The organism is Parazoarcus communis (assembly GCF_003111645.1).
GTDB classification, from domain to species: Bacteria; Pseudomonadota; Gammaproteobacteria; order Burkholderiales; family Rhodocyclaceae; genus Parazoarcus; species Parazoarcus communis_A.
This window is the reverse complement of sequence record NZ_CP022187.1, coordinates 2279000-2303539: the sequence shown is the minus strand read 5'-3', so window position 1 is coordinate 2303539 and position 24540 is coordinate 2279000. Positions and strand designations below refer to the sequence as shown.

General features: G+C 61.1%; 17 protein-coding genes and 1 tRNA gene. 10 read left to right on the top strand and 8 right to left on the bottom strand.

Annotated elements, in window-relative coordinates:
• Positions 1–72: 72 nt before the first annotated feature.
• The 6 genes from prsK to CEW83_RS10415 all read left to right on the top strand — a co-directional run bounded on the left by prsK (position 73) and on the right by CEW83_RS10415 (position 9465).
• On the top strand, positions 73–2157 hold the full coding sequence (prsK, locus tag CEW83_RS10440; protein ID WP_108949283.1) for an XrtA/PEP-CTERM system histidine kinase PrsK: 2085 nt from the start codon (positions 73–75) through the stop codon (positions 2155–2157).
• Positions 2150–3508 carry a PEP-CTERM-box response regulator transcription factor gene (gene prsR / locus CEW83_RS10435; RefSeq protein WP_108949282.1) on the top strand — a complete coding sequence of 453 codons (1359 nt, stop codon included), beginning with the start codon at positions 2150–2152 and terminating at the stop codon, positions 3506–3508. Before prsK ends, prsR begins: the two co-directional genes overlap by 8 nt.
• Positions 3509–3510: 2 nt before the next feature.
• Entirely contained in the window at positions 3511–6315 is a 2805-nt protein-coding gene (prsT, locus tag CEW83_RS10430) for an XrtA/PEP-CTERM system TPR-repeat protein PrsT (protein WP_234418766.1), read from the top strand.
• A 119-nt stretch (positions 6316–6434) separates the two neighbouring features.
• Positions 6435–7715 (top strand): nucleotide sugar dehydrogenase, encoded by a 1281-nt coding sequence (locus CEW83_RS10425; protein ID WP_108949281.1) that lies wholly within the window; start codon positions 6435–6437, stop codon positions 7713–7715.
• 80 nt (positions 7716–7795) lie between these two features.
• Positions 7796–8677 (top strand): lytic transglycosylase domain-containing protein, encoded by an 882-nt coding sequence (locus tag CEW83_RS10420; protein WP_108951336.1) that lies wholly within the window; start codon positions 7796–7798, stop codon positions 8675–8677.
• Positions 8674–9465 (top strand): S1 family peptidase, encoded by a 792-nt coding sequence (locus CEW83_RS10415; protein WP_108949280.1) that lies wholly within the window; start codon positions 8674–8676, stop codon positions 9463–9465. Before CEW83_RS10420 ends, CEW83_RS10415 begins: the two co-directional genes overlap by 4 nt.
• A 22-nt stretch (positions 9466–9487) precedes the next feature.
• Here CEW83_RS10415 and CEW83_RS10410 read toward each other — a convergent pair.
• Together CEW83_RS10410 and CEW83_RS10405 are read right to left on the bottom strand one after the other, a co-directional pair.
• Positions 9488–9562 (bottom strand) — tRNA-Arg (locus CEW83_RS10410).
• 34 nt (positions 9563–9596) lie between these two features.
• Complete coding sequence (locus tag CEW83_RS10405; RefSeq protein ID WP_234418765.1) at positions 9597–11726, bottom strand: site-specific recombinase; 2130 nt, start codon at positions 11724–11726, stop codon at positions 9597–9599.
• 135 nt (positions 11727–11861) lie between these two features.
• Between CEW83_RS10405 and CEW83_RS10400 the strand changes: the two genes are divergently transcribed.
• Entirely contained in the window at positions 11862–13772 is a 1911-nt protein-coding gene (locus CEW83_RS10400) for an ATP-binding cassette domain-containing protein (protein WP_108949279.1), read from the top strand.
• 48 nt (positions 13773–13820) lie between these two features.
• Here CEW83_RS10400 and CEW83_RS10395 read toward each other — a convergent pair whose 3' ends face one another.
• The 3 genes from CEW83_RS10395 to CEW83_RS10385 all read right to left on the bottom strand — a co-directional run bounded on the left by CEW83_RS10395 (position 13821) and on the right by CEW83_RS10385 (position 16417).
• Positions 13821–14720: a hypothetical protein gene (locus CEW83_RS10395; RefSeq protein ID WP_108949278.1), complete on the bottom strand. Its 900-nt coding sequence runs from the start codon at positions 14718–14720 to the stop codon at positions 13821–13823.
• 34 nt (positions 14721–14754) lie between these two features.
• Positions 14755–15330: a LemA family protein gene (locus CEW83_RS10390; RefSeq protein ID WP_108949277.1), complete on the bottom strand. Its 576-nt coding sequence runs from the start codon at positions 15328–15330 to the stop codon at positions 14755–14757.
• Positions 15331–15559: 229 nt separating this feature from the next.
• Positions 15560–16417: an HDOD domain-containing protein gene (locus CEW83_RS10385; RefSeq protein WP_108949276.1), complete on the bottom strand. Its 858-nt coding sequence runs from the start codon at positions 16415–16417 to the stop codon at positions 15560–15562.
• Between the two features lie 183 nt (positions 16418–16600).
• On the opposite strand from CEW83_RS10385, the gene CEW83_RS10380 reads away from it, so the two are divergent.
• From CEW83_RS10380 to CEW83_RS10370, 3 genes are all read left to right on the top strand, one after another.
• Positions 16601–17596 (top strand): oxidoreductase, encoded by a 996-nt coding sequence (locus tag CEW83_RS10380; protein ID WP_108949275.1) that lies wholly within the window; start codon positions 16601–16603, stop codon positions 17594–17596.
• 21 nt (positions 17597–17617) lie between these two features.
• The gene (locus tag CEW83_RS10375; protein ID WP_108949274.1) at positions 17618–18811 is read left to right on the top strand and encodes a diguanylate cyclase; all 1194 of its coding nucleotides are present in this window, start codon (positions 17618–17620) and stop codon (positions 18809–18811) included.
• Between the two features lie 86 nt (positions 18812–18897).
• Positions 18898–20790, top strand: a complete 1893-nt coding sequence (locus CEW83_RS10370; protein WP_108949273.1) for a propionate--CoA ligase — start codon at positions 18898–18900, stop codon at positions 20788–20790.
• Between the two features lie 96 nt (positions 20791–20886).
• Here CEW83_RS10370 and CEW83_RS10365 read toward each other — a convergent pair whose 3' ends face one another.
• From CEW83_RS10365 to CEW83_RS10355, 3 genes are read right to left on the bottom strand one after another with little or no spacing between them, the layout of a single operon-like run.
• Positions 20887–21660 (bottom strand): PEP-CTERM/exosortase system-associated acyltransferase, encoded by a 774-nt coding sequence (locus tag CEW83_RS10365; protein ID WP_108949272.1) that lies wholly within the window; start codon positions 21658–21660, stop codon positions 20887–20889.
• Between the two features lie 20 nt (positions 21661–21680).
• Positions 21681–22892 (bottom strand): ABC transporter permease, encoded by a 1212-nt coding sequence (locus tag CEW83_RS10360; RefSeq protein WP_108949271.1) that lies wholly within the window; start codon positions 22890–22892, stop codon positions 21681–21683.
• A gap of 5 nt (positions 22893–22897) precedes the next feature.
• On the bottom strand, positions 22898–24139 hold the full coding sequence (locus tag CEW83_RS10355) for an ABC transporter permease (protein WP_108949270.1): 1242 nt from the start codon (positions 24137–24139) through the stop codon (positions 22898–22900).
• Positions 24140–24540 lie beyond the last annotated feature (401 nt).

Genomic DNA, 24540 nt, shown 5'->3' with positions numbered 1-24540 from the left:
TCGCGCGCTTTTCTGAGCGGGACACTCTTTGCGCCATGGAAACTGTCTGGGTGCCAGCGCAGGGAGTGAGTATTGGCTGATTTCGCGGTGTGGGGCTATGGTCTGACGGCCCTCGTTTATTTCGTGTTTGGCGTGTATCTCTACGCCGCCTGGCGTGGAGCCCCCAAGGGGGGCTTGCTGCTCGTCGCGGTAGGGGTGTCGTTCGTCTGGGCGCTGGTTTCGGCAATCTATGCAAGCACCCAGCTTGCCTGGCTGTTCCAGCTTGCACTCGTATTTGACGTCTTTCGTTCAGCCTGCTGGTTTGCGTTTCTGCTGATTCTGCAGAAACCGCTTATTCCCCCTGGTGTGCGATGGCCCGTCGGCTTCGCTTCACTGATCATCGGCGCCCAACTGCTCAGCGTCCTTCTGTCCGGATTCGAGCAACTTTCCCCCGACTGGGCCCTGCGCTTCACGATCTCCGCATCACTTGCCTCTGCCGTGTTCGGACTGGTGCTGGTTGAACAGCTTTACCGAGGCATTCCTCGTGAGTCGCGCTGGGGGCTCAAGCCGCTCTGCCTTGGTCTCAGTGCCAGTTACATGTTCGAGCTCTACCTGTTTGCTGAAGGCTTCCTCTTTGGTCGCCTTGACCCCGATGTCTGGGCCGTGCGAGGCTTGGCTCACGCCCTGGTGGTGCCCTTGATCGCGCTGTCGGGCGCGAGGACATCCTCGTGGTCGCTGAGGATGGCAATGTCGCGGGAGGCAGTGTTCCATTCGACCGCATTGGCTGTTGCCGGGCTGTACTTGCTGGCCGTCGCAGGCGCGGGGTACTACGTCCGTTACTTCGGTGGCGACTGGGGGCGTGCGCTCCAGGCGGCCCTGCTGTTTGCCGCACTGCTGTTGCTGGCCGTTTTCTTCTTCTCGGGCGCCCAGCGCGCACGAATGCGGGTGCTGATCAACAAGCACCTGTTTCCTTATCGTTATGACTATCGCAATGAGTGGCTCAGGTTTACTCAGGCCCTGTCGTCGGCCGATGGGAAGCTCGATCTCGGTGAGTCAGTGATCAAGGCCTTGTCGGATCTGGTGGAGAGTCCGGGGGGAAGTCTGTGGCTGAGGGGGGCGGATGGGCGGGTATCGGTCCACTCCAGATTGAATCAGCCGCAGGTTGATGTCTCCGAGCCGCCGGACTCGCCATTCCTGCTGTATCTCAACGAGCGGGAGTGGGTGATCAATCTTGAGGAGTATCGCTCCAGTCCAGCGGTGTACAAGGGGCTTGTGCTGCCCGAGTGGCTCGCGCATTTTCCGGATGCGTGGTTGCTGATTCCGTTGAAGGATGGAAATGGCCTGGTTGGATTCCTCGTTCTGAGCGCACCCAGAGCGCGTTTCGATGTCGATTGGGAGGTGCTGGACCTGCTCAAGACCGCACAGCGTCAGGCCGCGAGTTATCTGGCGCGGATGCAGTCCGCAGAGGCCTTGCTCGAAGCACGGAAGTTCGAGTCGTTCAATCGCATGTCGGCCTTCGTGGTTCACGACCTGAAGAACCTCGTTGCCCAGCTCTCGTTGATGCTGAAGAACGCTGAGCGTCACCGTCACAATCCCGAGTTTCAGGATGACATGCTGGAGACTGTGGCGCATGTTGAAGCGCGCATGCGAGGGCTGATGGCGCAATTGCAGGAGAAGCGCTCGATCGACCCGACGCGAACCGTTGCCTTGCCATCGACGCTGGAGGCGATCTGTCGCCGTCGCCGAACTCAGCTGCCCATGGTCGAACTGATGCTTCCATCTGCTGGTGACTGGTCGGTTGGCGCCCATCCTGAGCGACTCGAACGAGTTATTGGTCATATCGTGCAAAATGCACTTGAGGCGACTTCGGAGGATGGTAAGGTGATAGTACGTCTGGATGCCGACGATGACGATCGAATCCGGATTGTCGTGCAGGATACCGGGCGCGGCATGTCAGAGGCTTTTCTTCGCGACCGCCTTGCCCGTCCTTTCGAAACCACGAAGTCGAGCGGTATGGGAATCGGCGTCTACGAGACCCGGCAGTACATCAGGGAGTTGGGTGGTGATGTCCATTTCGAAAGCGAGGAGGGCGTCGGCACCTGCGTCACCATAGTTTTGCCGCGGATGGTCCGGGGCAGTTTGATTGAAGATCAGGGAGTGGTCAGTCAGCATGGCTGAGAAGCAGCGAACCTTACTGATCGTTGAAGACGATCCTGCCCTGCAGAAGCAGATGCGCTGGGCGTTCGACGGTTTCGAGACGGTTGTGGCCAGCGACCGGGAGAGCGCGATTGCGCAGTTGCGTCGCCATGAGCCCGCTGTCGTGACCATGGATCTTGGTCTGCCTCCTGCCCCCGATGATGTGTCTGAAGGCTTTGCGCTCCTGGCGGAAATGCTGGCCCTGGCGCCCGACACCAAGGTCATCGTGCTCACAGGGCAGCACGATCGTGAGAATGCTGTGCGTGCGGTGGGAATGGGGGCATACGATTTCTTCGGTAAGCCCTTCGAGCCCGAGTTGCTCGCGCTGACCATCGAGCGCGCGTTTCGGCTTCATGACCTTCAGGCGGAGAATACGCGGCTGCGCGAGAGTCAGACGGGGCCGCTCTCCGGCCTGCTGACGCGCGATCCCGGGATGCTGAAGGTCTGCAGGATGATTGAGAAGGTTGCGTCTGCCGCTGTCACGGTTGCGCTGCTCGGAGAAAGCGGTACCGGTAAGGAAGTGCTTGCCCGCGGCCTGCATACGATGTCGCCGCGTGCCAAGGAGCGTTTTGTAGCGATCAACTGCGCTGCGATTCCCGAAAACCTGCTCGAAAGCGAACTTTTCGGTTACGAGAAAGGGGCGTTTACGGGCGCCGCAAAGCAGACACCGGGCAAGATCGAAACCGCTCACAAAGGTACACTCTTTCTCGACGAAATTGGCGACCTGCCAATGCCGTTGCAGGCGAAACTTCTGCGCTTTCTGCAGGAACGGGTCATCGAGCGCATCGGCGGACGGCAGGAGATCCCGGTCGATGTGCGCGTCGTCTGTGCGACCCATCGTGATCTGAAGGCTCAGATCGAGGCCGGGCAGTTTCGCGAGGATCTCTACTACCGGCTTGCCGAGATCGTGGTCGATATCCCGCCGCTGCGAGCGCGCGAAGGGGATGCGATTCTGCTTGCACATGCTTTCGTTCAGCGTTTTGCCGCCGAGAATGGACGCGGCAGCATGCACCTGGCAGAGGATGCGATTCCCGCACTTGAGGCTCATGCGTGGCCGGGGAATGTGCGGGAGCTGGAGAACTGCCTGAAGCGCGCGGTGATCATGGCTGACGGCAACCGGATCACGGCCGAGGATCTTGGCCTGGAGAGCGCCGATGAAGACCTTGAGATGCTCAATCTCAGACAGGTCAGAGATGAGGCGGAGCGCCGGGCGGTGGTGCGCGTCATCGCCCGTACCAATGGCAACATCGCAAAGGCAGCTGAAGTGCTCGGCGTAAGTCGGCCCTCGCTTTACGATCTCATGAATCGTTTCGGATTGAAGAAGGAGAATTGATCTTGTCGAAGACGCGTAGTAGCCGGAGTCACTCCACATGGCCGGCACATGCCCGCAACGCTGTCACCGTGCTGGTATCCGCTGTCCTGCTGGCAGGGTGTGGCGACAGCCCCGAGGCGATGCTCGAGTCCGCGAAGGGTTATATTGCAAAAGATGATTTGAATGCGGCTGTCATTCAGCTCAAGAACGCGCTTCAGGAAGATGGGAGTCTGGCCGAAGGTCGCTATCTGCTCGGCAAGATCAACCTTGAGCAAGGGGACATGCTGGGGGCAGTGAAGGAGTTCGAGCGCGCGCTGCAATACGGTTATGCGAACGAGAAGGTTACGCCTTTGCTCGCACGGGCGTTGCTGGGCTCCGCCGAGGTCGACCGAGTGCTGAAGGAGTTCGGCGCTACGACGTTGAATGACAACAAGGCGCAGGCTGAACTGCTTGGCGTTCTGGGGGATGCACACCTCGCCAAGGCAGACGTGCAGAAGGCACGTAAGGCGTTTGAGAGCGCGCTTGAGTTGAATCCTGAAGACGATCTCGCCCGCGTCGGGCTTGGGCGTGCCAAGCTCTTTTCCGGAGACGCGGCTGGCGCGCTCGCGGAGGCTGAGTCGGTGATTGCGCGCCGGGCGGATCTGGCTGAGGCGCAGGTCTTGCTTGCAGACGTGATGATGGTGCAAGGCAATCAGGAGGCGGCCGTTGCCGCGCTCAAGGCGGCCGTCAAGGCGAAACCGGATTCGGTCAGCCACAATTTCGCCTTGGTGTCGCTCATGCTCAGGCAGAACGATTTTGAAGGTGCTGCAATCCAGCTGGAGGCAATGAAGAAGATTGCTCCCAAGCATCCGTCAACGAGATACGTGCAGGCGTTTCTTGATTTCCGTAACGGTCGCCTGCCCGAGGCGCGTGATGAAATTCTGGAAGTGGTGAAGAACGCGCCGGAGTTCCTTCCTGCACGGTTGTTGGCGGGCTCGGTACTGGTTCGCATGAATGAGCATACACAGGCAAGGCCGCATCTATCCATGGTCGTGGCACGAGCGCCAAGGCAAACGCTCGCTCGCAGGCTGCTTGCAGCATCTCACCTTGCAACGGGCGAAGCGTCTCGTGCGCTCGAGATCATTCAACCCCTGCTGGCCTCGCCGGGTCAGGATGCCGCATTGGCTGGTCTTGTCGGCCAGATCTATCTGGCCATGGGGGACTACGAGAGGGCTGAGGTCTTCCTCGCGAGATCGGCACAAGGGGCCCCTGACGACGCTCGCGCACGGACACGTCTCGGGGTGGCCCGCCTTGCTGGGGGCGACGTGGCGCGCGCATATGCCGATCTAGAGGCGGCTTCTGCGCTTGATGAAAGCTCCGGGCAGGCAGACCTTGCATTGATTCTTGCGCACATGCGCAGGGGTGAGTTTGACCGAGCGCTTGATGCCCAGAAAGTTCTGGAGCAGAAACAGCCGAATAGTGCGCAGACATATAACTTGAAGGGCGGAATCCTTCTTGCGAAACGCGATGTTGCCGGTGCGCGTCTCGCCTTTGACAAAGCGCTTGAGCTTCAACCCGGCTTTCTCGCGGCCGCCATCAATCTTGGGCGCCTGGATCTTGCTGAAAAGAAGCCTGAGGTAGCGAAGGCGCGCTTCGAGCGCATCATCAAGGCCACTCCGGAGAATGTCGAGGCATGGTTGGCTTATGCCGACCTTCAAAGTGCAACCGGGTCAGATCCGAAGGAGGTCCTGACCAGTCTCGAGCGCGCCGCGGCCGCCGGCCCGGGACTGTTGCCACCTCAACTTGCGCTGATTCAACATTTCCTGAGGGTGCGCGAGCCGGCGAAGGCCATGACGATCGCCTTGCAGGCGTCGACTGCGCACGCTTCCGATCCGCGCGCGATCGAAGCGCTAGCACGTGCGCAGATGGCTGCAGGGGAGACGCTGCAAGCCATCGCCTCGTTGAACAAGCTGAGCAGCTTCGCACCACGGTCTCCGGGGCCCTTGGTATTACTGTCGGATGCTCAGCGGCAGGGTAAGGATGACAGCGCGGCTGAGCAGAGCCTGCTCAAGGCCCTCGCGCTGAAGCCGGACTTGCTTGAGGCACAGCAACGACTGTTTGCGATTCAGGCATCTCGTGGTGACCGGGACGCAGCCTTGCAAACGGCGAAGACGGTTCAGAAGCAGCAGCCGACTGTTGCTGCCGGATATGTGCTCGAGGGTGATGTGCTTGTCAGCAGCGGAAGATGGGCAGAGGCTGCCGCTGCCTACCGCAAGGCCATGGATCGCGGCAAGAGCGGCGAGTTGGTGAACAAGCTTCATTCCGCGTTGATGCGAAGCTCCCGCAAGGCCGAAGCCGACAAGGTGATGAGCGACTGGCTGAGTAGCGAGCCAAACGATCTCGTTGCGCGCGGGTACATGGCTGAACGTGCGCTCGGCGAGAAGCGCTATGGTGACGCCTTGCAGTTGTTCCGTGCGATGAATGAGCTTTCTCCCGGCAATGCCCTGATTCTGAATAATCTTGCGTGGACCGCTGCAGCGGCCAAGGATGGGCAGGCATTGACGTATGCCGAACAGGCGCTGTCGGCGGCACCGGACAATCCTGTGGTGCTCGATACGATCGGGATGATTCAGGTTGACGCCGGGCAGATCGAGAAGGGCGTGGCCAACCTTGAGCGTGCCGTATCCCTTGCACCGGATATCGCAACGCTGCGATTGAATCTGGCAAAAACCTACGCCAGGCTTGACCGCAAGGCTGATGCGAAGAAAATGCTGCAGGCTTTGTTGCCCAAGCTGGAAGCTGGTTCGCCTATCCAGGCAGAGGCGGCGGAGTTGCTTAAGACGCTTTGAGCAGCATGTTCCTGGAAGTCGGGGCTTCGTCGAGTGTAATGCCTGCCCATAGACCCAGGCGCCTGTCTCGCTTGATGCTTCAGCGCTGAATTTTTTGAGTTGATCAAGGAAACAGTTCAATGAGTACGATCGCCGTTATTGGCCTGGGCTACGTTGGTTTGCCCCTGGCCGTTGAGTTCGGAAAGAAGTTCCGCACGCTGGGTTTCGACCTGTCGGAAGAGAAGGTGGCGGCCTATCGTGATTTTGTTGACCCCACGGGCGAGGTTTCGTCGGAAGATCTGCGAGCGGCGACTCAGCTGAGCTGCCACACCGACCCTGCCGTCCTCAAGGATGCGGATTTCATTATCGTCGCGGTGCCGACCCCGGTCGATGAGGCGCATCAACCGGACTTCACGCCTCTGGTGAAGTCGTCCCAGACCGTCGGACGAAACCTCAAGCCTGGCGCTATCGTCGTATACGAGTCGACCGTGTATCCGGGGGCAACCGAGGAAGTCTGCATTCCGATCCTTGAGCGCGAGTCAGGATTGAAGTGGAAGGAGGGCTTCTTTGTTGGTTATTCGCCTGAGCGAATCAACCCGGGTGACAAGGAGCGTACGGTCACCAAGATCGTGAAGGTCGTCTCTGGCGATACCGCGGAGACGCTCGCAACCGTCAGCAAGGTGTATGGCGAGGTGATTACGGCTGGCGTCTATCCTGCCAGTTCGATCAAGGTCGCAGAGGCGGCGAAAGTCATCGAAAACACCCAGCGTGACCTCAATATTGCGCTGATGAACGAGCTGTCGCTGATCTTTCACAAGATCGGGATCGATACGCTTGAGGTGCTCAAGGCCGCCGGCACGAAGTGGAACTTCCTTCCGTTCCGGCCGGGCCTTGTCGGCGGTCACTGCATCGGCGTCGACCCCTACTATCTGACGCACAAGGCGGATATGCTCGGCTACCACCCCCAGGTGATCCTGGCCGGTCGCAGGATCAACGACGGGATGGGCAAGTTCGTCGCAGAGCAGACCGTCAAGGAGATGATTGGCGCGGGTTCCAGCATCAAGGGGGCGGATGTCATCGTGCTTGGATTGACCTTCAAGGAGAACTGCCCGGATTTGCGCAACAGCAAGGTCATCGATGTCATTCGTGAGCTGCAGAGCTATGGTTGCAAGGTCCACGTGCATGACGCCGTTGCCGAGTCTGATGAGGCCATGCACGAGTACGGTGTCAGCCTGACTGAATGGGACGATCTCCCGCAGGCGCAGGCCATTGTCGCCGCGGTGTCGCACAGCCAATATCTGCAGATGCCGGTCGAGCGCATTCTCGAAAAGCTGGTTCCGGGTGGCGTGTTCACCGACGTCAAGTCGGCCTATGATCCGGATGCGCTGAAGTCGGCCGGCTCGCGGATTTGGCGGCTCTGATGTTCCTCGCGCCAGGCGTGAAACCGAACCTGTCGGTCTGGCGCCTGTTGAGCAGGTGGGGGCTGTTCTCCGCCTGCTTGATGATGAGCAGTGTCTCCCCAGCGCATGCGACGCCGGAGGACGAGGTTGCATCGGCGTTTGCCCGTCAGGCGCGCTATCTGGCAGAGCAGGCATTGAGTTACGAGCATGGGGAAGGCGTGCGTCGCGACCCCGAGCACGCTGCGGTGCTCTATTGCGAATCGGCCCGCCTCGGCGACCCCGAGGCGATGTATGCCCTTGGCTGGATGTACGCCAATGCACGCGGTGTCACCCGCAACGACGAGTACGCAGGGACCCTTTTTGCGATGGCTGCCTTCCTTGGCAATGCACATGCAGAAAAAATGACGCGCTATACGGGTGACTACACCGGCGCCGTGCCCGACTGTCTGCATCCGCCTGCAAGCACGCTGCTCGCCGAGTGGCCAGCCGATGAGCTGATTGCTGCGATGTCGGGAGACCGGCAACGGATTGCCCGCTTGCTGGTGGAGCATGCGCCGCGCTACGGCATCCGGCCGCGCTTTGCGCTTGCCATTGCGCTCGCCGAGTCGAATCTGAATCCTTCGGCCTTGTCGCCGAAGAACGCAATGGGTGTGATGCAGCTCATTCCGGAGACGGCTGAGCGCTTCAACGTGCGCAAACCGCTCGACCCGGAAGAGAACATCAAGGGGGGGCTGGCGTATCTGCGCTGGTTGCTTGCCTACTTCGAAGGTGACATTGCGCTGGTCGCGGCCGGCTACAATGCCGGAGAGGGGGCGGTCGAACGCTATCGCGGCGTGCCGCCGTATCGCGAAACCCAGAAATACGTTGAACGCATCCTCGCGTTCGTGCGCAACCGTCAGCACCCGTATGACAGCAGCGTCGTTGCGCCCAGTTCGGCAATCTCCACCTTTCGTCTGGCCGCGCAAAAGGAGCAGGACTCATGACTGGTTTGCTTTTGCCCGTTCTTTCTCGTGCCGCACGCATTCTGGTCTGTGGTTTTTCCCTGATTCTGGCACTGCCGGTCGCTGCAGGCCTGATCGAAACCGTGCCGCACATCAAGGAGTCGGTGGTCGCCGTAGGCACTTACCAGCAGACCCGGAGCCCCCCCTTCCGTTTTCTCGGGACAGGTTTTGCGGTTGGCAATGGGCGCCTGATTGCAACCAATGCGCACGTTATCCCCGATGTGGTTTCGGAGGATCAGTTTGAGATGCTCGTTGTCGTGCTGCCCGGAGACGAGCAGACGCGTGGCGTAAGACGGGTTACCCGGGTTGCGGTCGACCCGGAACGCGATCTTGCGGTGCTGCGTCTTGATGCGGGAAATTCGCTCCCGCCTCTGACGCTTTCGGGTAACGGCGGCGCGCAGGAAGGGCAGTCAATCGCCTTTACCGGCTTTCCAATCGGGAATGCTCTGGGCATGACGCCGGTCACGCATCGTGGGATCATTTCTGCGCTCACGCCGATCGGGATTCCACAGGGCAATGCGCGTGATCTGAATCCTGCCCTGGTGAGGCGTCTGGCCGGCGGTGCCTTTCGTGTGTATCAGCTTGACGCTACCGCATACCCGGGAAACAGCGGCAGCCCGGTGTTCGACCCCGATTCAGGAGAAGTGCTCGGCGTCGTCAACATGGTGTTCGTGAAGACGACGAAGGAAAATATCCTGAGCAGCCCCTCGGGCATCAGCTATGCGATTCCGGTCAAATACCTGGCGAACCTGATCGAAGGCCTGAACTGAGGTCATCAAGCCTGATGGGCGTTGGTCTCCTCGGCGGGAATCGAACCCACATTTGCCGCTTAGGAGGCGGCTGTTCTATCCATTGAACTACAAGGAGGCCGGCCGGCATTCTATCCGGTTGGCGCCGCTGTTCAAAGCGGCGATTGGGGCGGCGGCGTCTTTTCTCCGTCCGGCGTTCGGTTGTTTTCGGCAGATGACGTCGTTTTCAAGGGGGGCTGGCGCGTTTGTGGTCCTGCGTCAGTCCGCTGAGCCGCGGCATTCCGCCGTGGCGCGATGAAAAGATCCTTGGGGCGAAACAGCATGCGCCGCAGCACCAGAGCGCTTAGCGTCCTGCCCTGTGCGAAGGTGATGCGCCGAGCCCGCATGGCGACATACAGCGTGAGCGTGAAGCTCACCGCAAGGTTGACCACGCCGATGAGCAAGACCCCGCCGAGTGCGAGGCTCAGCACATGCGCCGGGAGCGTGAAGTCGAACGCTGCTGCAGCGTAGCCGACGTAGGCCGAAGAGAACGCGATATGGCGGATATCCATCGGCAGGCCGAAAAGCACTCCGAGGGCCGTGGCGCCGCCAAGCAGAAAGCCGAAGAAGAAGTTGCCTGCGAGCGCCCCCAGATTGTTCTCCACATAGCGTGATATGCGTGCCATGCGTGCATCGCCGAGGAGTCGCCGTGGCCAGCGCAACTGCAGCAGGCGCTGCGGAACCCGGTTGTATGCTGACAGGTTGTCGTAATAGCCCGAGATCAGGCCGGACAGGAACAGACAGACGCCTGCGACGGCGGCAAAGAACAGGGTGCTGCCACGCGGGGCTGCTTCATCAAGGAGGGCTGCGGCCTTGGTCGTGTCGATGAACTGTGTGCCCGTGAGCTCCAGGATGGCGAGCGAAAGCCCGATCGCGACCGGCACGGCGATGCCGACGTTGCCCAGAATCGCCGCGCCCTGGCTGCGGATGGTCCGGATGATGAGGTCGGCGAGGTTGTCCAGGCTGCGTGTCTTGCCCCGGGTTTCACCGATCGATGCCGCAATTGCATTCGCCGTCATCGCAGGCTGTTTGGTTGCCACGGTGCCGCCGAGCATGTGGATGAGTACGAAACCCAGGCCATAGTTGAGGCAGAAGCCCAGGAGCTCGTTCAGGGGGGCAAAGTCCTGGCGGTCGATCAGAACCTTGAGGGCGGCCATCAGGGCGATGATGAAACCGCCGAGCGCCGCTGAACGCAGCAGCTCGAAATGCTCGCGCAGATTCGAGGCGATGTAGCGCTCACCAGTCTTGCTTGCGCTTTCGGTCATGCGCAGGGACAGGAGTTCGACGTTCTTCCCCCAGTAGTCGGAGAGGCGGTTCTTGCGGCATTCGGCATGCACCAGGCGCTTGAACAGTCGTACTGCGCGCGGGAGCAGGGGCATCAGCAGCCGTGAAGCATAGAGATCGCGCAAGAGTCCGAGCAACTCACCGATCCGATCAAGGTGCTGTCGCAGTCGCTCGAGCTTGAAGGTCAGGGTCAGGCTCGTGCCCCGGCGCATGGCCCGTCTGCGGATGCGCAGCAGGACTTCGGCGCATTGGTCGAGCATGACCGTGAGATGATCCGAGTCATCAATCGGCGTGTCCGGCGCGCTCCACCACGTCTTGTAGTGACGGAGGTAACGGACGATTTCCGCATTCTGGGCGAGAAATGGAGACTCCACCTCTTCCAGCTTCGGGTCCACTCGCACCAGTTCGGGGTCGAGCCCGATCGCCGAAACGTGGTACGAAAGCATGCGCAGCGCTTCGAGAATCTCGGTGACCGCCATCGGCGCCTTGTGCCCGGGACTGGCGGGAATCGCATCCCCCTCCGGGGCGAGCAAGGCATGGATGAAGTCGATCCAGGTTTCATCGGCAATCGCATTCACCCAGACTTCGTCGTCGTGGCGATGAAAAACAACCGACAGCACGTCCTTCATGTAGGCTGTGTCGACAACGTCGGGCAGCAACTTGTCCGAGATGCGCCGGCCGGTTTCCGAGAAGAAGCCCGTGGACGGCAGCAGGCCCGACGAAACGTAGAGTGAAACCTGCTTGCGCTCCATGAACAGACGCAGGAAAGCCGAGCGCAAGGGGCGCCTCAACTCGTCGCGACGCGCGAGGATGTGCGTCAGCGAGCGCAAGGCCTCACTGGCCGTTTCATGACGGCTGGCGTGCGGCGGGCGAATGCTGTCGACCAGCTCCACCCAGATTCGGGTCTGGTCCGCCTCCGTGGCGGCGCGTTCGGCAAGTCGTGAAAGCAGTGTGTTCACCCGGTGTCTTCCCCGTATCCTTACACTGGTCGGCTGTCCAAATGTTGCGCTGCATTATGCGGCTTTGTGTCCGCGAAGGGTGCAGCCCGTTAAAATCCCTTTCTCTTTCCAGAATTCGCCACAGTCGAGCACGCCATGCCACTTCTATCTGTCGACAACGCCTGTCTTGCCTTCGGTCACGTCGACCTGCTCGCTCACGCCGAGTTTCAGCTTGATGCCGGAGAGCGCGTTGCGCTCATCGGCCGTAACGGTTCGGGTAAATCCAGCCTGCTTCGCGCACTGGCAGGCCAGTCAACGCTTGATGACGGCACTGTGTGGCGCCAGTCCGGGCTGACGGTTGCCTATGTACCCCAGGAGGCGGATTTTCCGCTCGATCGCGATGTCTTTGCCACCGTCGCAGACGGGCTTGGCGATGCCGCACAACTGCTGGTCGATTACCATGCGGCCATGGTCGCGGTGTCCGACCACGGCGATGCTGACGCCCTGTCCCGGCTCGATGCGTTGCAACATGCGATTGAAGCCGCCGATGGCTGGCGCCTGAGCCAGCGCGTCGAACGGATGCTCGGGCTGCTGGCACTGCCGGGTGAGGCCATGGTGTCGAGCCTGTCGGGTGGCGGTATCAAGCGTGTTGCGCTTGCCCGCGCCCTGGTGGCAGAACCCGACCTGCTGTTGCTCGACGAACCCACCAACCATCTCGACCTCGACGGCATCCTCTGGCTCGAAGGGCTGATCCGGGATTTTCGCGGTGCGGTGATGCTGATTACCCACGACCGGGTGTTTCTCGACAATGTGGCAACCCGCATCGCGGAACTGGATCGGGGCAAGCTCGCGAGCTATCCCGGCCGCTTCCAGGATTATCTGCGGCGCAAGGCCGAGGAACTCGAGTCCGAGTCCAAGGCCAATGCGCGCTTCGACAAGATGCTGGCGCAGGAAGAGGTCTGGATTCGCAAGGGCGTGGAGGCCCGGCGCACGCGTAATGAAGGCCGCGTTCGGCGGCTGGAAGCGCTGCGCAGGGAGCGCGTGGCGCGCCGGGATCGCCTCGGCAACGTCAATCTGGCGGTCGACCGTGGCGAGAAAAGCGGGCAGATGGTCGCAGAGCTGACCAATGTGACCAAGGCCTATGGCGACCGCGTGGTGGTGCGTGATTTCTCCACCCGGATCATGCGCGGCGACCGGATTGGCTTTATCGGCCCCAATGGTGCGGGCAAGACGACCTTGCTCAAGCTCATTCTGGGCGAGATCGAGCCGGACGAGGGCAGTATCCGGAGTGGCACCCGGCTCACCGTGGCCTATTTCGACCAGTTGCGCGCCCAGCTCGATCCGGAGCTGCCCCTGACCGAGGTCATCAGCCCGGGATCGGATTTCATCGAGATTGGCGGCGAGCGCAAGCATGTGATCGGCTATCTCGGCGATTTCCTGTTCGCGCCTCAGCGTGCGCGTTCGCCCGTCAAGTCGCTGTCGGGGGGCGAGCGCAACCGCCTGTTGCTGGCCCGCCTGTTTGCACGGCCTGCCAACGTGATGGTGCTGGACGAGCCGACCAACGATCTTGATATCGAAACCCTCGATCTGCTCGAAGACCTGCTTGCAAGCTATGACGGCACGCTGTTTCTGGTCAGCCACGACCGCGCCTTTCTCGACAACGTGGTCACACAGGTGATCGCGGCAGAAGGGGATGGTCACTGGGGCGAGTATGCAGGCGGTTACGCTGAATGGCAGCGGGTGCAGGCCGAGCGCGAAGCGCAGCGGGTCGCCGCACAGCGCACGCAGGCGAGCGCAAGCAAGGCGGTTGCGGCAGAAAAACCAGTGGCTAAGCGTGCCGACAAGCTGTCGTTCAACGAGAAGCGCGAGCTTGAGAGTCTGCCCGACAAAATTGCAAAGCTTGAGGCCGAGCAGGCCTCAGTGCAGGCCAGGCTCGCCGATCCGGGCCTGTACCAGCGTGCACCGCAGGAGGTGACCCAGCTCAGCGCCCGTCTGGATGAGATCGAAGGCGAGATTGATGCCGCGATGTTGCGTTGGGAGGCCCTCGAGAGTCGCGGCGCTGGCTAGATTGAGGCCGGCCTTGGGGGGGCTGTACTCCGAGCAGCCCGGGCCTTTTCAGAAGACGCCGATCTGGTGAAGCCAGGCCGTGGCTCCCGCCGCGCCCAGAAAGACTGCGAGGTGAAAGATCGACCACCGGCGGTAGCGGCGCGCGAGGGCTTGAGGGTCAAGGTCGGAGATCAGGTACAGGCGTTGCTGTGGTTTTCGTATAACGTGCGCTTCCGGCGCCGTGAGGATTTCGTCGCGCTGGCGCAGCACCTCGCGTCTGGCCTGTGCACGGGCGAGTTCCCACTCCTGAAGGTCGATGCTGCCATTGCCATCGAGGTCGAAGCGCTTGAGGAGTTCGGGCTGGTTTGACTTCCAGTGCGCGAGCAGTTCGCGCACCTGGCGCGAGATGTCCAGATCCGGCGAGATACTGCCAAGCGTGAAGAAATCACCCAGCACGTAAACCGGGTCATTCTTGAGCAATGACCACTGGATCTGGCGCAGGTCGCCACGTTCGCTGACGTCGCGACGACGCACGAGCATCTCCGCGCCTTCCGGATCGACTGCACAGACGCCGGAACCATCGTCGAGGAGAAACGAGGCGTCGCTCTCACGCGTCTCCGCATGGCGCCATTTTCCGTCACTGGTCTTGCGATAAACGGAGAGCCGGTACCAGAGCAGGGGCAGACCGTTGAGCGGGGACAGTACTGGCGTGCCGTCCAGAGGGTGACCGCGTCCGCGCAGTTCGGTATAGCCCTGGGCCGCCGAGGCGATGCGTGAAGTGGGCGTGTCGAGAATCAGCCGCGCATGCCGGACCGAGCGCAACCAGCCGAAAAGCCCCGTCGCCAGCAAGAGGGCGAGCGCGAGCACGCTACCCCAGCCGGTGTCGGCACGAAGTGCAAAAACGATCAGCGCGAGCTGGGCAAACGGAAGCGCAGCATTGAAGCCGTCGCGGCGCAGGCGAACCAGCATGCGTCAGCGCGTTGCAGGGAAGGGCGACCCGTTCTCAGGCACCGAACAAGGCCTTCATGTCCACGTCGGCCTTTTCGGCTGTCGCAAACTCGAGCAGGGGCTGGGCGACGAACTGGCATAGCCTGGCAACGAACAGGTCCGGAAACTGTTCGATCCGGATGTTGTGGACATTGACCGATTCGTTGTAGAGCTCGCGACGGTCTGCAATGGCGTTCTCGAGTGCCGTGATGCGGGTCTGCAGTTGCATGAAATGCTCGTTGGCCTTCAGTTCCGGATAGGCCTCGGCAACGGCGAAGATCTGACCGAGCCCCATCCGCAACATTCCCTCTGCTGCGCCAAGGGCGGCGACATCGTGCTTTTCGCGAGCGCTGGAGACGCGCGCACGTGCCTCGGTCACGCGGGCGAGGGTTTCCTGCTCGAACTGTTTGTACTGGCGGCAGACTTCCACCAGCTTGGGGAGTTCATCGTGGCGCTGCTTGAGCAGCACATCGATGTTGGCCCACGCTTTGGCCACGTTGTGTTTGAGCTGCACCAGGCCGTTGTACACGACGATGCCATAAAGCAGGGCGATGACCGCCCCGCCGAGAAAGACTGCACTCATTACACTCATGCATCGGCCCCCAATATATCCCTGCTCGCATATCTTGTACTCGCCATGTTAACGCAAGTGCCGGCATGTGACATGCGTGCTGGTGCATGAATCCTGCATCTGCGCCTTGGGGCCTGGCGCTCAGGTGCCTGCTGCGGGGGCGGCTGCCGATGCGCGACGGCTGCGAACTGCCTTGGCAGGACTGCGCAGGAATGGGCTGCTGCGTCTGTTCTGGTTGCGATCCGGTCGCTCAGGCATCGGGCGGCAGAAAGCGGGAGAAGGCCGAATCGGGGGCGTTGAGTCGGCGCAGCAGGGCGTCGGGTGCAATATGCAGCAAGGCGCAGATGTCGGCGATGTCGTCGGGTAGCGCATCGTCCTCCCAGCCATGTGCCAGGTGGCGGGTGACGTCTGCAGCAAGCGTGATCGTGCGCACCCGGGGGTGGTCGCTGCGGCTTTCGTCGAGCAGGTGTATCAGGAGTTCAGGCATTTTCCAGGCATGCACCAGCGCGAGCTGAATGTCGCGGGCGGAGACGCCGAACACCTGGCGCTGGGCGTCCGAACTGCGCAGCGTGTGATCGGCCTCCTGCAGCGCATAGGCCTGTTGCGTGAGTGTCGGTGCGAAAATCCAGCACACGATATCGGTGGCCTGGCGCAGCAGCGCTGCGACGGTGATCTCGTCCACGTCGAGGTCGTGCCGGATGACGGCCCAGTCACGCGCAAGCTTGGCGGCCTTGCGGGCTCGACCGATGACCTTGAGCACGCCGATCAGTGCCTTGGGGTGTGCTGAGAGCGTCTCCTCCACCGTTGTCAGTTCCCGGAAGGTTTCAAAGAACGGTGTGATGCCCATCATGATGATGGCGCGATCGATCGTGGTGATATCGTGATTCTGCGAACGTCGCCGGTGCTGCTCCAGATGGGAAAGCAGCTTCATCGTCATCAATGGATCGCCCAGCACGACGCTCGCGACACGCTTGCCGCTCACGCTGTCGATCTCCTCCCGCATTGCGTCGAATTCGCGCACGGTATGACGCAGAACCGGCAACTGCTGATGGGAGAAGAACTCGACGTAGTCGTCGACAGCAGGAAGTGCGTGAGTCAGAAAAGCCATGTGGTCGTCCGCCCGGAGATCATTGGTTTGATTATCGACCGGCCCGGTCGCAAATTAAAGGGGATCCGCATCGTGCTGCCGAAAAGGGCAGGCCTCCGCTTTTCGTTATAATCAGATCAGAATAACAGCGGACGCCGGCTATCCTTGGCGACTTTCCGCTTGACCGCTACGGAGACAGCCCGGATGAACGCTTTCAAGGCTTACGTAATCACGCAGGACGAGAACCGCAAAGCCGGTGGCGCGCTGACGACGCTTGCGCCCGATGCGCTGGATGCGGGCGAGGTGCTGATCAGGGTTCATTACTCCAGCATCAACTACAAGGACGCACTGGCGGCTACCGGGACGGGCAAGATCATTCGTCGTTTTCCCTGTGCAGGCGGTATCGACATGTCGGGCGTGGTGGTCGAAAGTGCCGACCCCCGCTTCGCTGAGGGCGACAAGGTCATCGCAACCAGTTTCGATATCGGTGTCGCGCATCACGGTGGTTATGCTGAATACGCGCGCGTGCCGGCAGCCTGGGTTGTCCCGCTGCCTGCGGGCCTTGATCTCTTCGAGGCCATGGCGCTTGGGACGGCCGGGTTTACCGCCGCGCTGGGCGTGGTGCGCATGGAAGACAACGGACTGGCACCTGCCAACGGCCCGGTCATCGTCACCGGTGCAACGGGGGGGGTCGGCGGCCTGGCCATCGACATGCTGGCGCAACTTGGCTACCACGTGGTTGCGCTGACCGGGAAAGCCGCCGAGCGTGAGTACCTCACCGGCTTGGGTGCGGCCGAGATCCTGTTGCGCAGCGACGTCGATTTCGACAAGACGCGTCCGCTCGAAGCCGCGCAGTGGGCCGGCGCAGTAGACAACGTCGGCGGTCAGGTGCTGCACTGGGTCCTGGCCACGATGAAGCAGGCGGGTACGGTGGCAAGCATCGGCAACGCGGCGAGCTTCAACATCAATACCACAGTGTTCCCGTTCATTCTGCGTGGTGTCAGCCTGCTTGGCATCGACTCGGGCTACATGGGCTTTCCGACGCGCCAGCGCGTGTGGGATCGTCTGGCGGGCGACCTAAAACCGCAGCACCTTGCCGAAGTCACCCGTGTGATTGATCTCGATGAACTGCCCGATGCATTCGGTGCCTTCATCGAGGGGCGGGTGAAGGGGCGGACCGTCGTTCGCGTCGGCGCCTGAGACCCTGAAAGCGAGCCGACCATGAGCGATGACGAAAGCCTGCCGATGACGAAGGTGCTGGTTGTCGACGATTCGCGCATGGTGCGGGCGACGATTACCAAGCATATTCGCGGCCGCTTTGATGTCCGCGACGAAGCCGATGGCGAGGCGGGCTGGGAGGCCCTGCTGGTGGATCCGGCAATCCAGGTGGTGCTGACCGATATCGGCATGCCGCGTCTGGACGGCTTTGGCCTGCTGGAGCGTATTCGCGGGTCGCGGGTCCAGCGGGTTCAGGACCTCCCCGTCATCATCATTTCGGGCGACGAGGACGACGAGGCGAGGGACAAGGCGCTCAGGCTCGGTGCAAACGACTTCGTGGCAAAGGGCGCCAGCAGCGTCGAGTTGGTGGCACGACTGGATTCGCTCGTCCGCCATGCACGCACCCGGCGTGAGCTCGATGAAAGTCGTGCCGCACTCGCCACACAGAGTCCGCTCGATCCCGTGTCCGGCCTGGCCACGGCCTCCTACCTCAGCCACCATGCCGAGCAGGAAATGGCACTTGCGCGTCGGCATCGGGCCGACATCTCGGTCATGGTGATCGATATCGATCACTACGAGCAGCTCGGCGAGTGGCATGGCTCACATGTCGCCGAGCTGATCACACGCAAGCTGTCCAAGATCCTGTCCACCAAGGTGCGCAAGGAGGACACTGTCTCGCAGCTGGCGCCATCGCGCTTTGCTGTCCTGTCACCCAGCACGGACCTTATCGGGTGCTGCGCCTTTGCCCTGCGGCTGCAGCGTGCAATGGAAAAGCTGGTGATGACCTACCGCGACGAGCGGATTCGCATCAGTGTCACGATCGGTGTTTCCAGTTCTGCGGTCGACGGAATGCAGACAGTGGAACACCTGATCGAAACAGCGGCCAAACGGGTGCAGCGCGGCGTCGTCGCGGGCGGCAACCGGGTGGTCGGTGATCAGGGAGAAGTCGATCAGGCCATGGTCGACCGTCATTTGAAGCAGGCAATCAGCATCGACCATGCCCTGCTTCAACTCCGGGTCGGAGCCGCCGACGAGGTGGCTGAGCGACTGCCGGATGTCATTGCCACACTGCTTCCCCTGCTCGAGTTAATGGAGTCCCGGCTGCAATGCGGGCTTCCGCTCGAACTGCTCAAACAATACGACAAGGGGCGCGTGTCCGGCAGTGATGATACGGAGGGAACCCAAACCTCCGTGTGAGTTGTATCCGTGCCGTATTGCCGGCTTCTTTCGGTGGACGGCATGTCATTTGCAAGTACAGGGAAAATACAAGGGAGAGGATGCTTATGACTACGTATATGGACTTTCACCGCAGGTCGATCGAGGATCGCGACGGCTTCTGGGGCGAGCAGGCGCAGCTGGTCGACTGGCACAAACCGGCTGACCAGGTCTGCGATTTTTCCAACCCGCCTTTCGTGAAGTGGTTCAAGGGCGGCGAAACGAACCTTTGCTACAACGCAGTAGACCGTCATGCCGCAAAGCGGCCGAACGATCGCGCGCTGGTCTACATTTCCACCGAGACGAATGAGGAGAAGGTGTATTCCTTCTCCGAACTTCAGCGCGAAGTAGAGCGCATGGCCGCGATTTACCTCGAACTCGGGGTGAAGCGTGGCGACCGTGTGCTGATCTACATGCCGATGATTGCCGAGGCTGCGTTTGCGATGCTGGCCTGCGCCCGCATCGGCGCCATTCACTCGGTCGTGTTCGGTGGATTCGCCGCCGGCTCGCTGGCCACTCGTATCGACGATGCCAAGCCCGTGCTGATGGTCAGTTCGGACGCCGGCATGCGCAACGGCAAGCCGGTGCCCTACAAGCACCTGGTCGACGAAGCCTGCAAGCTGGCCGAGTTTCCGCCGGCCAAGGTGCTGATCATCGACCGCGGTCTCGACAAGGGTTTCCCCAAGGTCGAGGGACGTGACGTCGATTACGCTGCGCTTCGTGCCAAGCACATGGATGCGCAAGTGCCAGTGACGTGGCTTGAATCGTCCGAGCCGAGCTACATCCTGTACACCTCCGGCACCACGGGCAAGCCCAAGGGCGTTCAGCGCGACACCGGTGGCTACACGGTGGCGCTGGCTGCGTCGATGAAACACATCTTTACCGGCGGCGAAGGCGAGACGATGTTCTCGACCTCGGACATCGGCTGGGTGGTCGGTCACAGCTACATCGTCTATGGCCCGCTGGTCGGCGGCATGGCGACCATCATGTACGAAGGTACGCCGCTGCGTCCTGATGCAGGCATCTGGTGGCAGATTGTCGAGAAGTACAAGGTGAGCGTGATGTTCTCGGCGCCGACCGCGGTGCGTGTGCTCAAGAAGCAGGATCCAGCCTTCCTCAAGAAGTACGACCTGTCCTCGCTCAAGCACCTCTTCCTGGCGGGCGAGCCGCTGGACGAGACCTCGCACCAGTGGATCATGGAAGAGCTCGGCATCCCGGTCATCGACAACTACTGGCAGACCGAAACCGGCTGGCCGATGCTGGCCGTGTGCCGCGGTGTCGAAGACAGCCCGATCAAGCTCGGTTCGCCGGCCTTCCCGGTCTACGGCTACGACCTTCGCATCTATCGCGAGGACGGCACCGAGTGTGGCGCCAACGAGAAAGGCATTGTCGGCATCGTGCCGCCGCTGCCGCCTGGCTGTCTGTCCACCGTGTGGGGGCAGGACGAGCGCTTCGTGTCGACCTACTTCACGCTCTTCACCGATCCGGTGGTGTACTCGTCGTCGGACTGGGGCATCAAGGACGAGAAGGGCTATCACACCATCCTTGGGCGCATGGACGACGTGATCAACGTCGCCGGCCATCGTCTGGGAACCCGCGAGATTGAGGAGGCGGTGCAGACGCATCCCGCAATTGCCGAGGTGGCGGTTGTTGGTGTGCACGACGAACTCAAGGGTCAGATGCCGATGGCGTTCGCGGTGGTGAAGGATGCCAGCGTGGTCGATACGGCAGAGAAGCGTGCGGCACTTGAGAAAGAGGTGATGAAAAAGGTGGATGCGAGCCTTGGCGCAATCGCACGTCCGGCCCGTGTGCTGTTCATCAACGGTCTGCCCAAGACCCGTTCAGGCAAGATGCTGCGTCGTTCCATCCAGGCGCTGGCAGAAGGCCGCGATGCCGGAGACCTGACCACGATCGACGATCCGAGCACGCTCGATCAGATCAAGCAGGCGCTGGCTGGGTGATCCATCCGGATGAAGCCTGAGCAGTAACAGGAAGGCCCGCATGTTGCGGGCCTTCGTTCATTTTGAGAGCGCGCAGACAAGGTGCCGCACGCGCGTTCAGTCCCCGGTGAGCTTCTTGCTGCCCGATGCGTCTTCGAAGCCGCTCTCGATCTCTTCCTGCACCACGCGCCACATCGGCTTTACCAGGAAACGCATGTTCTTGATGATGCTGGGTACGTCCATCATTGAAGGAACGCGAGTGCCCCGGTGCTCCACCGGCCCGCCGATCTGACGGATGTCGACGCCGAGCTTGCCGAAGTGCGACGCGAGACGCGGTTCGGTGAGGACGAACAACGTGTCGATGCCGCTGCGCGCAGCCAGTGCCACGGCCCCGAGGTAGAGGCCGATCGGAATGTAGGGAAAGCGAGGGCGGTCGCCCGTACCGAAGTCATCGTCACTGATCGCGACTGCGGCCTTGTCGTCGCCTTTCCGTCGCCGGTACGTGCCTCGCACCGCAAGGCGCGACACCTCTGCGATGCGGTCGCGCGGAAGCTTTAGCGGATCGATGATCGAGCGGTCAAGCGTGTTCGCACAGGTACGTTCGAATGGCAGCGGCGCAAGCGGATCGTCCGGCTTTGCCAATACCAGCCGGGTGCACCCCACCAGGTGATTGGGTGCGTTCGAGGTGCGGATCAGGCAGTGCAGGCTGTGCGGATCGTATTCGTCGGTTTCAAGCCGGTCAGGACGCTCCGGCTCGAACTTCAGCTCTTCGCAATAGACTTCGTGGCGGATGCGGAAGACGTCGTTGCGCAGGGCTTCGTTCGTTGCCGGTGCAATCTCGAAGTACTTGCGAAAGCCGTGGCCGAGGTTGAAGCGTTCGAAGATCTTCATGATTCGTGAGCCTGAAAGCGTTAGTTGCTTTGCCGGAGTGCGTCGACGACAGGCGTTGACGCTACACGGTTCGCAGGAAATATGGCAGCAAGCGCAGCTGCAGCCACCCCGATCAGGAAGGCAATCGCAACAGTGGCGGAATCTACCCTGATAAATGCCGTGTAGCCCACGTTTGCATTCGGAGGAGGAGGCATCGGGATGCCGATTGCGGAAATCGTTAAAGCAAGGATGATGCCAGTCAGCACACCGAGTGTCGCACCAATCAGACCCAGCAGTGCATTCTCGAGCAGGATCAGGCGAAAAACCTGCCTGCGCGTGTTGCCCAACGCCTGTAACGTTCCGAACTCACCAAGGCGCTCGAAGGCACTCATGTTGACGGTGTTTGCAACAGAAAGCACGACCATGAAAAGAATGATCAGCTGCAACACGCCAAACTGTCTGTCATACAGCTGCAGGGTCTTGTCGTAGAAATCCGAAAGTTGCCGCCAGTTGCGCGAGTCCAGTCCCGCAGGGAGGGCGCCTGTAATGGCCGCCTGAGAAGTCTCTGTGTCCTCGGTGCGATCGAGCGTCACCACCAGCAGATTAGCGCCGGCCGTAGCCATCAGTTCGCGGGCGGCACCAAGGGTAATGCGTACAGCTCTGGCGTCGAAATCCTTGGAAAAGCTCTGGAAGACGCCAATGATCTCGAAGTCGAGCGTATTGAGTGCGCCATCCGTCGTGTTCATGACCAGGATCACCGAGTCGCCGGGCTTGACGCCGAGGGAGTGAGCGACGCCCTGTCCGATCATCATTCCGAAGGTGTCGTCGTCGGTCAGCTGACGCCCCGCCGTAATGCTGAGATAGGTGCCCAGACGGGACTCCTTGTCCGGCTCTACTCCCTCGCCAATGATCGGCAGGTCACGTTTGCCATTGTTGAGCAGGCCTGCAAAGCTCAGACGCGCAGCCACTTCGTTGACCCCCGGTTGCGCCTTGATCAGGTCGGCGACGGCTTCCGGTTGGTCGATCAGGTAGCGGTCCGGCTGACGTGTGCCCTTCTCCAGAAAGTCTTGGCGAAATACCTGTACGTGGCCTGTTTGGGAGTGAATGATTGCCTCCCCCAACTGCACGAAAATGTCCTGAACGAAGCCACCCGACAGAATCAGTCCGGCTACGCCGAAGATGATCGCTGCAAGTGTCATTGCGGTCCGGACTTTCTGGCGGAAGATATTGCGCAGAGCGAGTTTGAATAGCATCGTGCTCACCGCTGGTGACGCAGCGCGTCAACGATATTCATGCGTGACGCCTTCCATGCGGGGAATACGCTGGCGAGCAGGGTCGTCACGAATGCCAGTAGGAACGCATCGATTGCCAAGGCCGGCGAAATGGAAATGGCGCCGATATACCCACGTGCCATGCCTGGCGGTGGCGGCATTGGAATGCCGATCAGCGAAACGATCTCCCCGCACAGGTAGCCGAGCGCAACGCCGATGATGCCTCCAGCGAGCCCCAGTAGCGCCCCCTCGAAAATGAACAGCGTCAGAACGCCACGTCGCCGAACTCCAAGCGCCATGGAGGTTCCGATTTCGCCAGTGCGTTCAATGACGGCCATTGAAAGCGTATTGGAGATACTGAGTATGACGATCAGTGCAATCAGGATCCGTACGACACCAATCTGGCGCGAGAACAGTTCTACCGTCTTGTTGTAGAAATCGGCGAGCTCACTCCAGGGGATAACCTCGAACTCTGCGGCAGGCAGGGCTTTGCGGAGAGATTGGGCAACTTCCGCCGTTGCCGCGGTGCGATCAAGAAGCACCGCCCAACTGGTCGATCCGTCCACCCTCATGAGTTTGCGAGCGACGTCAATCGGGACCCGGAGCGCTGTATCGTCGTAGGCCTTGGTGACAGTTGCAAAGGTGCCGGACACGGTCAGCTCTACTGCATTTGCCCCCCCGGACGCAGTGGTCGCGAGCAGTACGACCGAGTCTCCTGGTACTGCACCCAGATTTGCCGCCAGCCCTTCGCCCAGCAAAACCGAGTTAGGTGGGCTGTTTGGCAGATCGGATCCCGCGGCAATAATAATTGCACGCGTGATTGGGGCTTCTCGTTCCGGGTCGATACCCTCGCCAACAAACGACACCGTTGCGTCGTCCTTGCTGAGAAGGCCGCTGAATGCGAGCCGTGGGGCTACCGTGCGGAGTCGCTCGCCCACGGCTTCGGTTACCGCAGCCGTGTCGCTGGGCAACAGATAGGCGTATGGATCACCCAGTCCTTCGCGAAAGTAGCCTGGGCGTGTGATCTGGATGTGGCCAAGCTGGGAGTGGATCGTCGACTCCCGCATATCCTGGTATATCCAGTTGATGAAACCACCGGCGAGAAGATATGCAATCACTCCTCCGGCCAATGTTGCCAGCGCGAGAAGTGCCCGTCTCCTCTGGCGAGCAACGTTTCGTGCTGCCAGCGCGATCGATTGGCGAGCGAGTGTCACTGGGGGCAGATGCATTAGAGGTTGGCGTCCATCATTTGACCCTTATCATATTTTCATTGGACCAATAATGCACGGGGTTGTCGCCTGGAAGCGGTGCCAAGCGAGCGCCGGTCTCTGGCGCAACGGCTGCGTGAGGGTGCCGGCCGAGGATGATTGACTGTGCGCGATGGCGTGAGGTGCGGTCTGCAGTTCCGGTGCGTGGACGGGAAGGGATTTGGTAAGCTTGCCTCAGTACTGCCTGCGGGAGGTCTGGGAATCGTTGAAGGGCACATCGCAGTCGGCGGCAATGGCTGGCTCTGGAACTGCCTCTGGACGAACAGGATCCGCAGGCGAAGGCTCGGGAGACAATCGGGAAGCCTTGTACTGTTGAATGTTCCAAAGCCTCAATCCAAAAAGAAAGCGCTCAAATAGGACTG

Excerpts from the sequence above, each read along its gene's own strand:
- prsR (WP_108949282.1), top strand. The coding sequence starts at position 2,150 with ATGGCTGAGAAGCAGCGAACCTTACTGATCGTTGAAGACGATCCTGCC.
- CEW83_RS10425 (WP_108949281.1), top strand. The coding sequence starts at position 6,435 with ATGAGTACGATCGCCGTTATTGGCCTGGGCTACGTTGGTTTGCCCCTG.
- CEW83_RS10420 (WP_108951336.1), top strand. The coding sequence starts at position 7,796 with ATGATGAGCAGTGTCTCCCCAGCGCATGCGACGCCGGAGGACGAGGTT.
- CEW83_RS10415 (WP_108949280.1), top strand. The coding sequence starts at position 8,674 with ATGACTGGTTTGCTTTTGCCCGTTCTTTCTCGTGCCGCACGCATTCTG.
- CEW83_RS10400 (WP_108949279.1), top strand. The coding sequence starts at position 11,862 with ATGCCACTTCTATCTGTCGACAACGCCTGTCTTGCCTTCGGTCACGTC.
- CEW83_RS10395 (WP_108949278.1), bottom strand. The coding sequence starts at position 14,720 with ATGCTGGTTCGCCTGCGCCGCGACGGCTTCAATGCTGCGCTTCCGTTT.
- CEW83_RS10390 (WP_108949277.1), bottom strand. The coding sequence starts at position 15,330 with ATGAGTGTAATGAGTGCAGTCTTTCTCGGCGGGGCGGTCATCGCCCTG.
- CEW83_RS10385 (WP_108949276.1), bottom strand. The coding sequence starts at position 16,417 with ATGGCTTTTCTGACTCACGCACTTCCTGCTGTCGACGACTACGTCGAG.
- CEW83_RS10380 (WP_108949275.1), top strand. The coding sequence starts at position 16,601 with ATGAACGCTTTCAAGGCTTACGTAATCACGCAGGACGAGAACCGCAAA.
- CEW83_RS10375 (WP_108949274.1), top strand. The coding sequence starts at position 17,618 with ATGAGCGATGACGAAAGCCTGCCGATGACGAAGGTGCTGGTTGTCGAC.
- CEW83_RS10370 (WP_108949273.1), top strand. The coding sequence starts at position 18,898 with ATGACTACGTATATGGACTTTCACCGCAGGTCGATCGAGGATCGCGAC.
- CEW83_RS10365 (WP_108949272.1), bottom strand. The coding sequence starts at position 21,660 with ATGAAGATCTTCGAACGCTTCAACCTCGGCCACGGCTTTCGCAAGTAC.
- CEW83_RS10360 (WP_108949271.1), bottom strand. The coding sequence starts at position 22,892 with ATGCTATTCAAACTCGCTCTGCGCAATATCTTCCGCCAGAAAGTCCGG.
- CEW83_RS10355 (WP_108949270.1), bottom strand. The coding sequence starts at position 24,139 with ATGCATCTGCCCCCAGTGACACTCGCTCGCCAATCGATCGCGCTGGCA.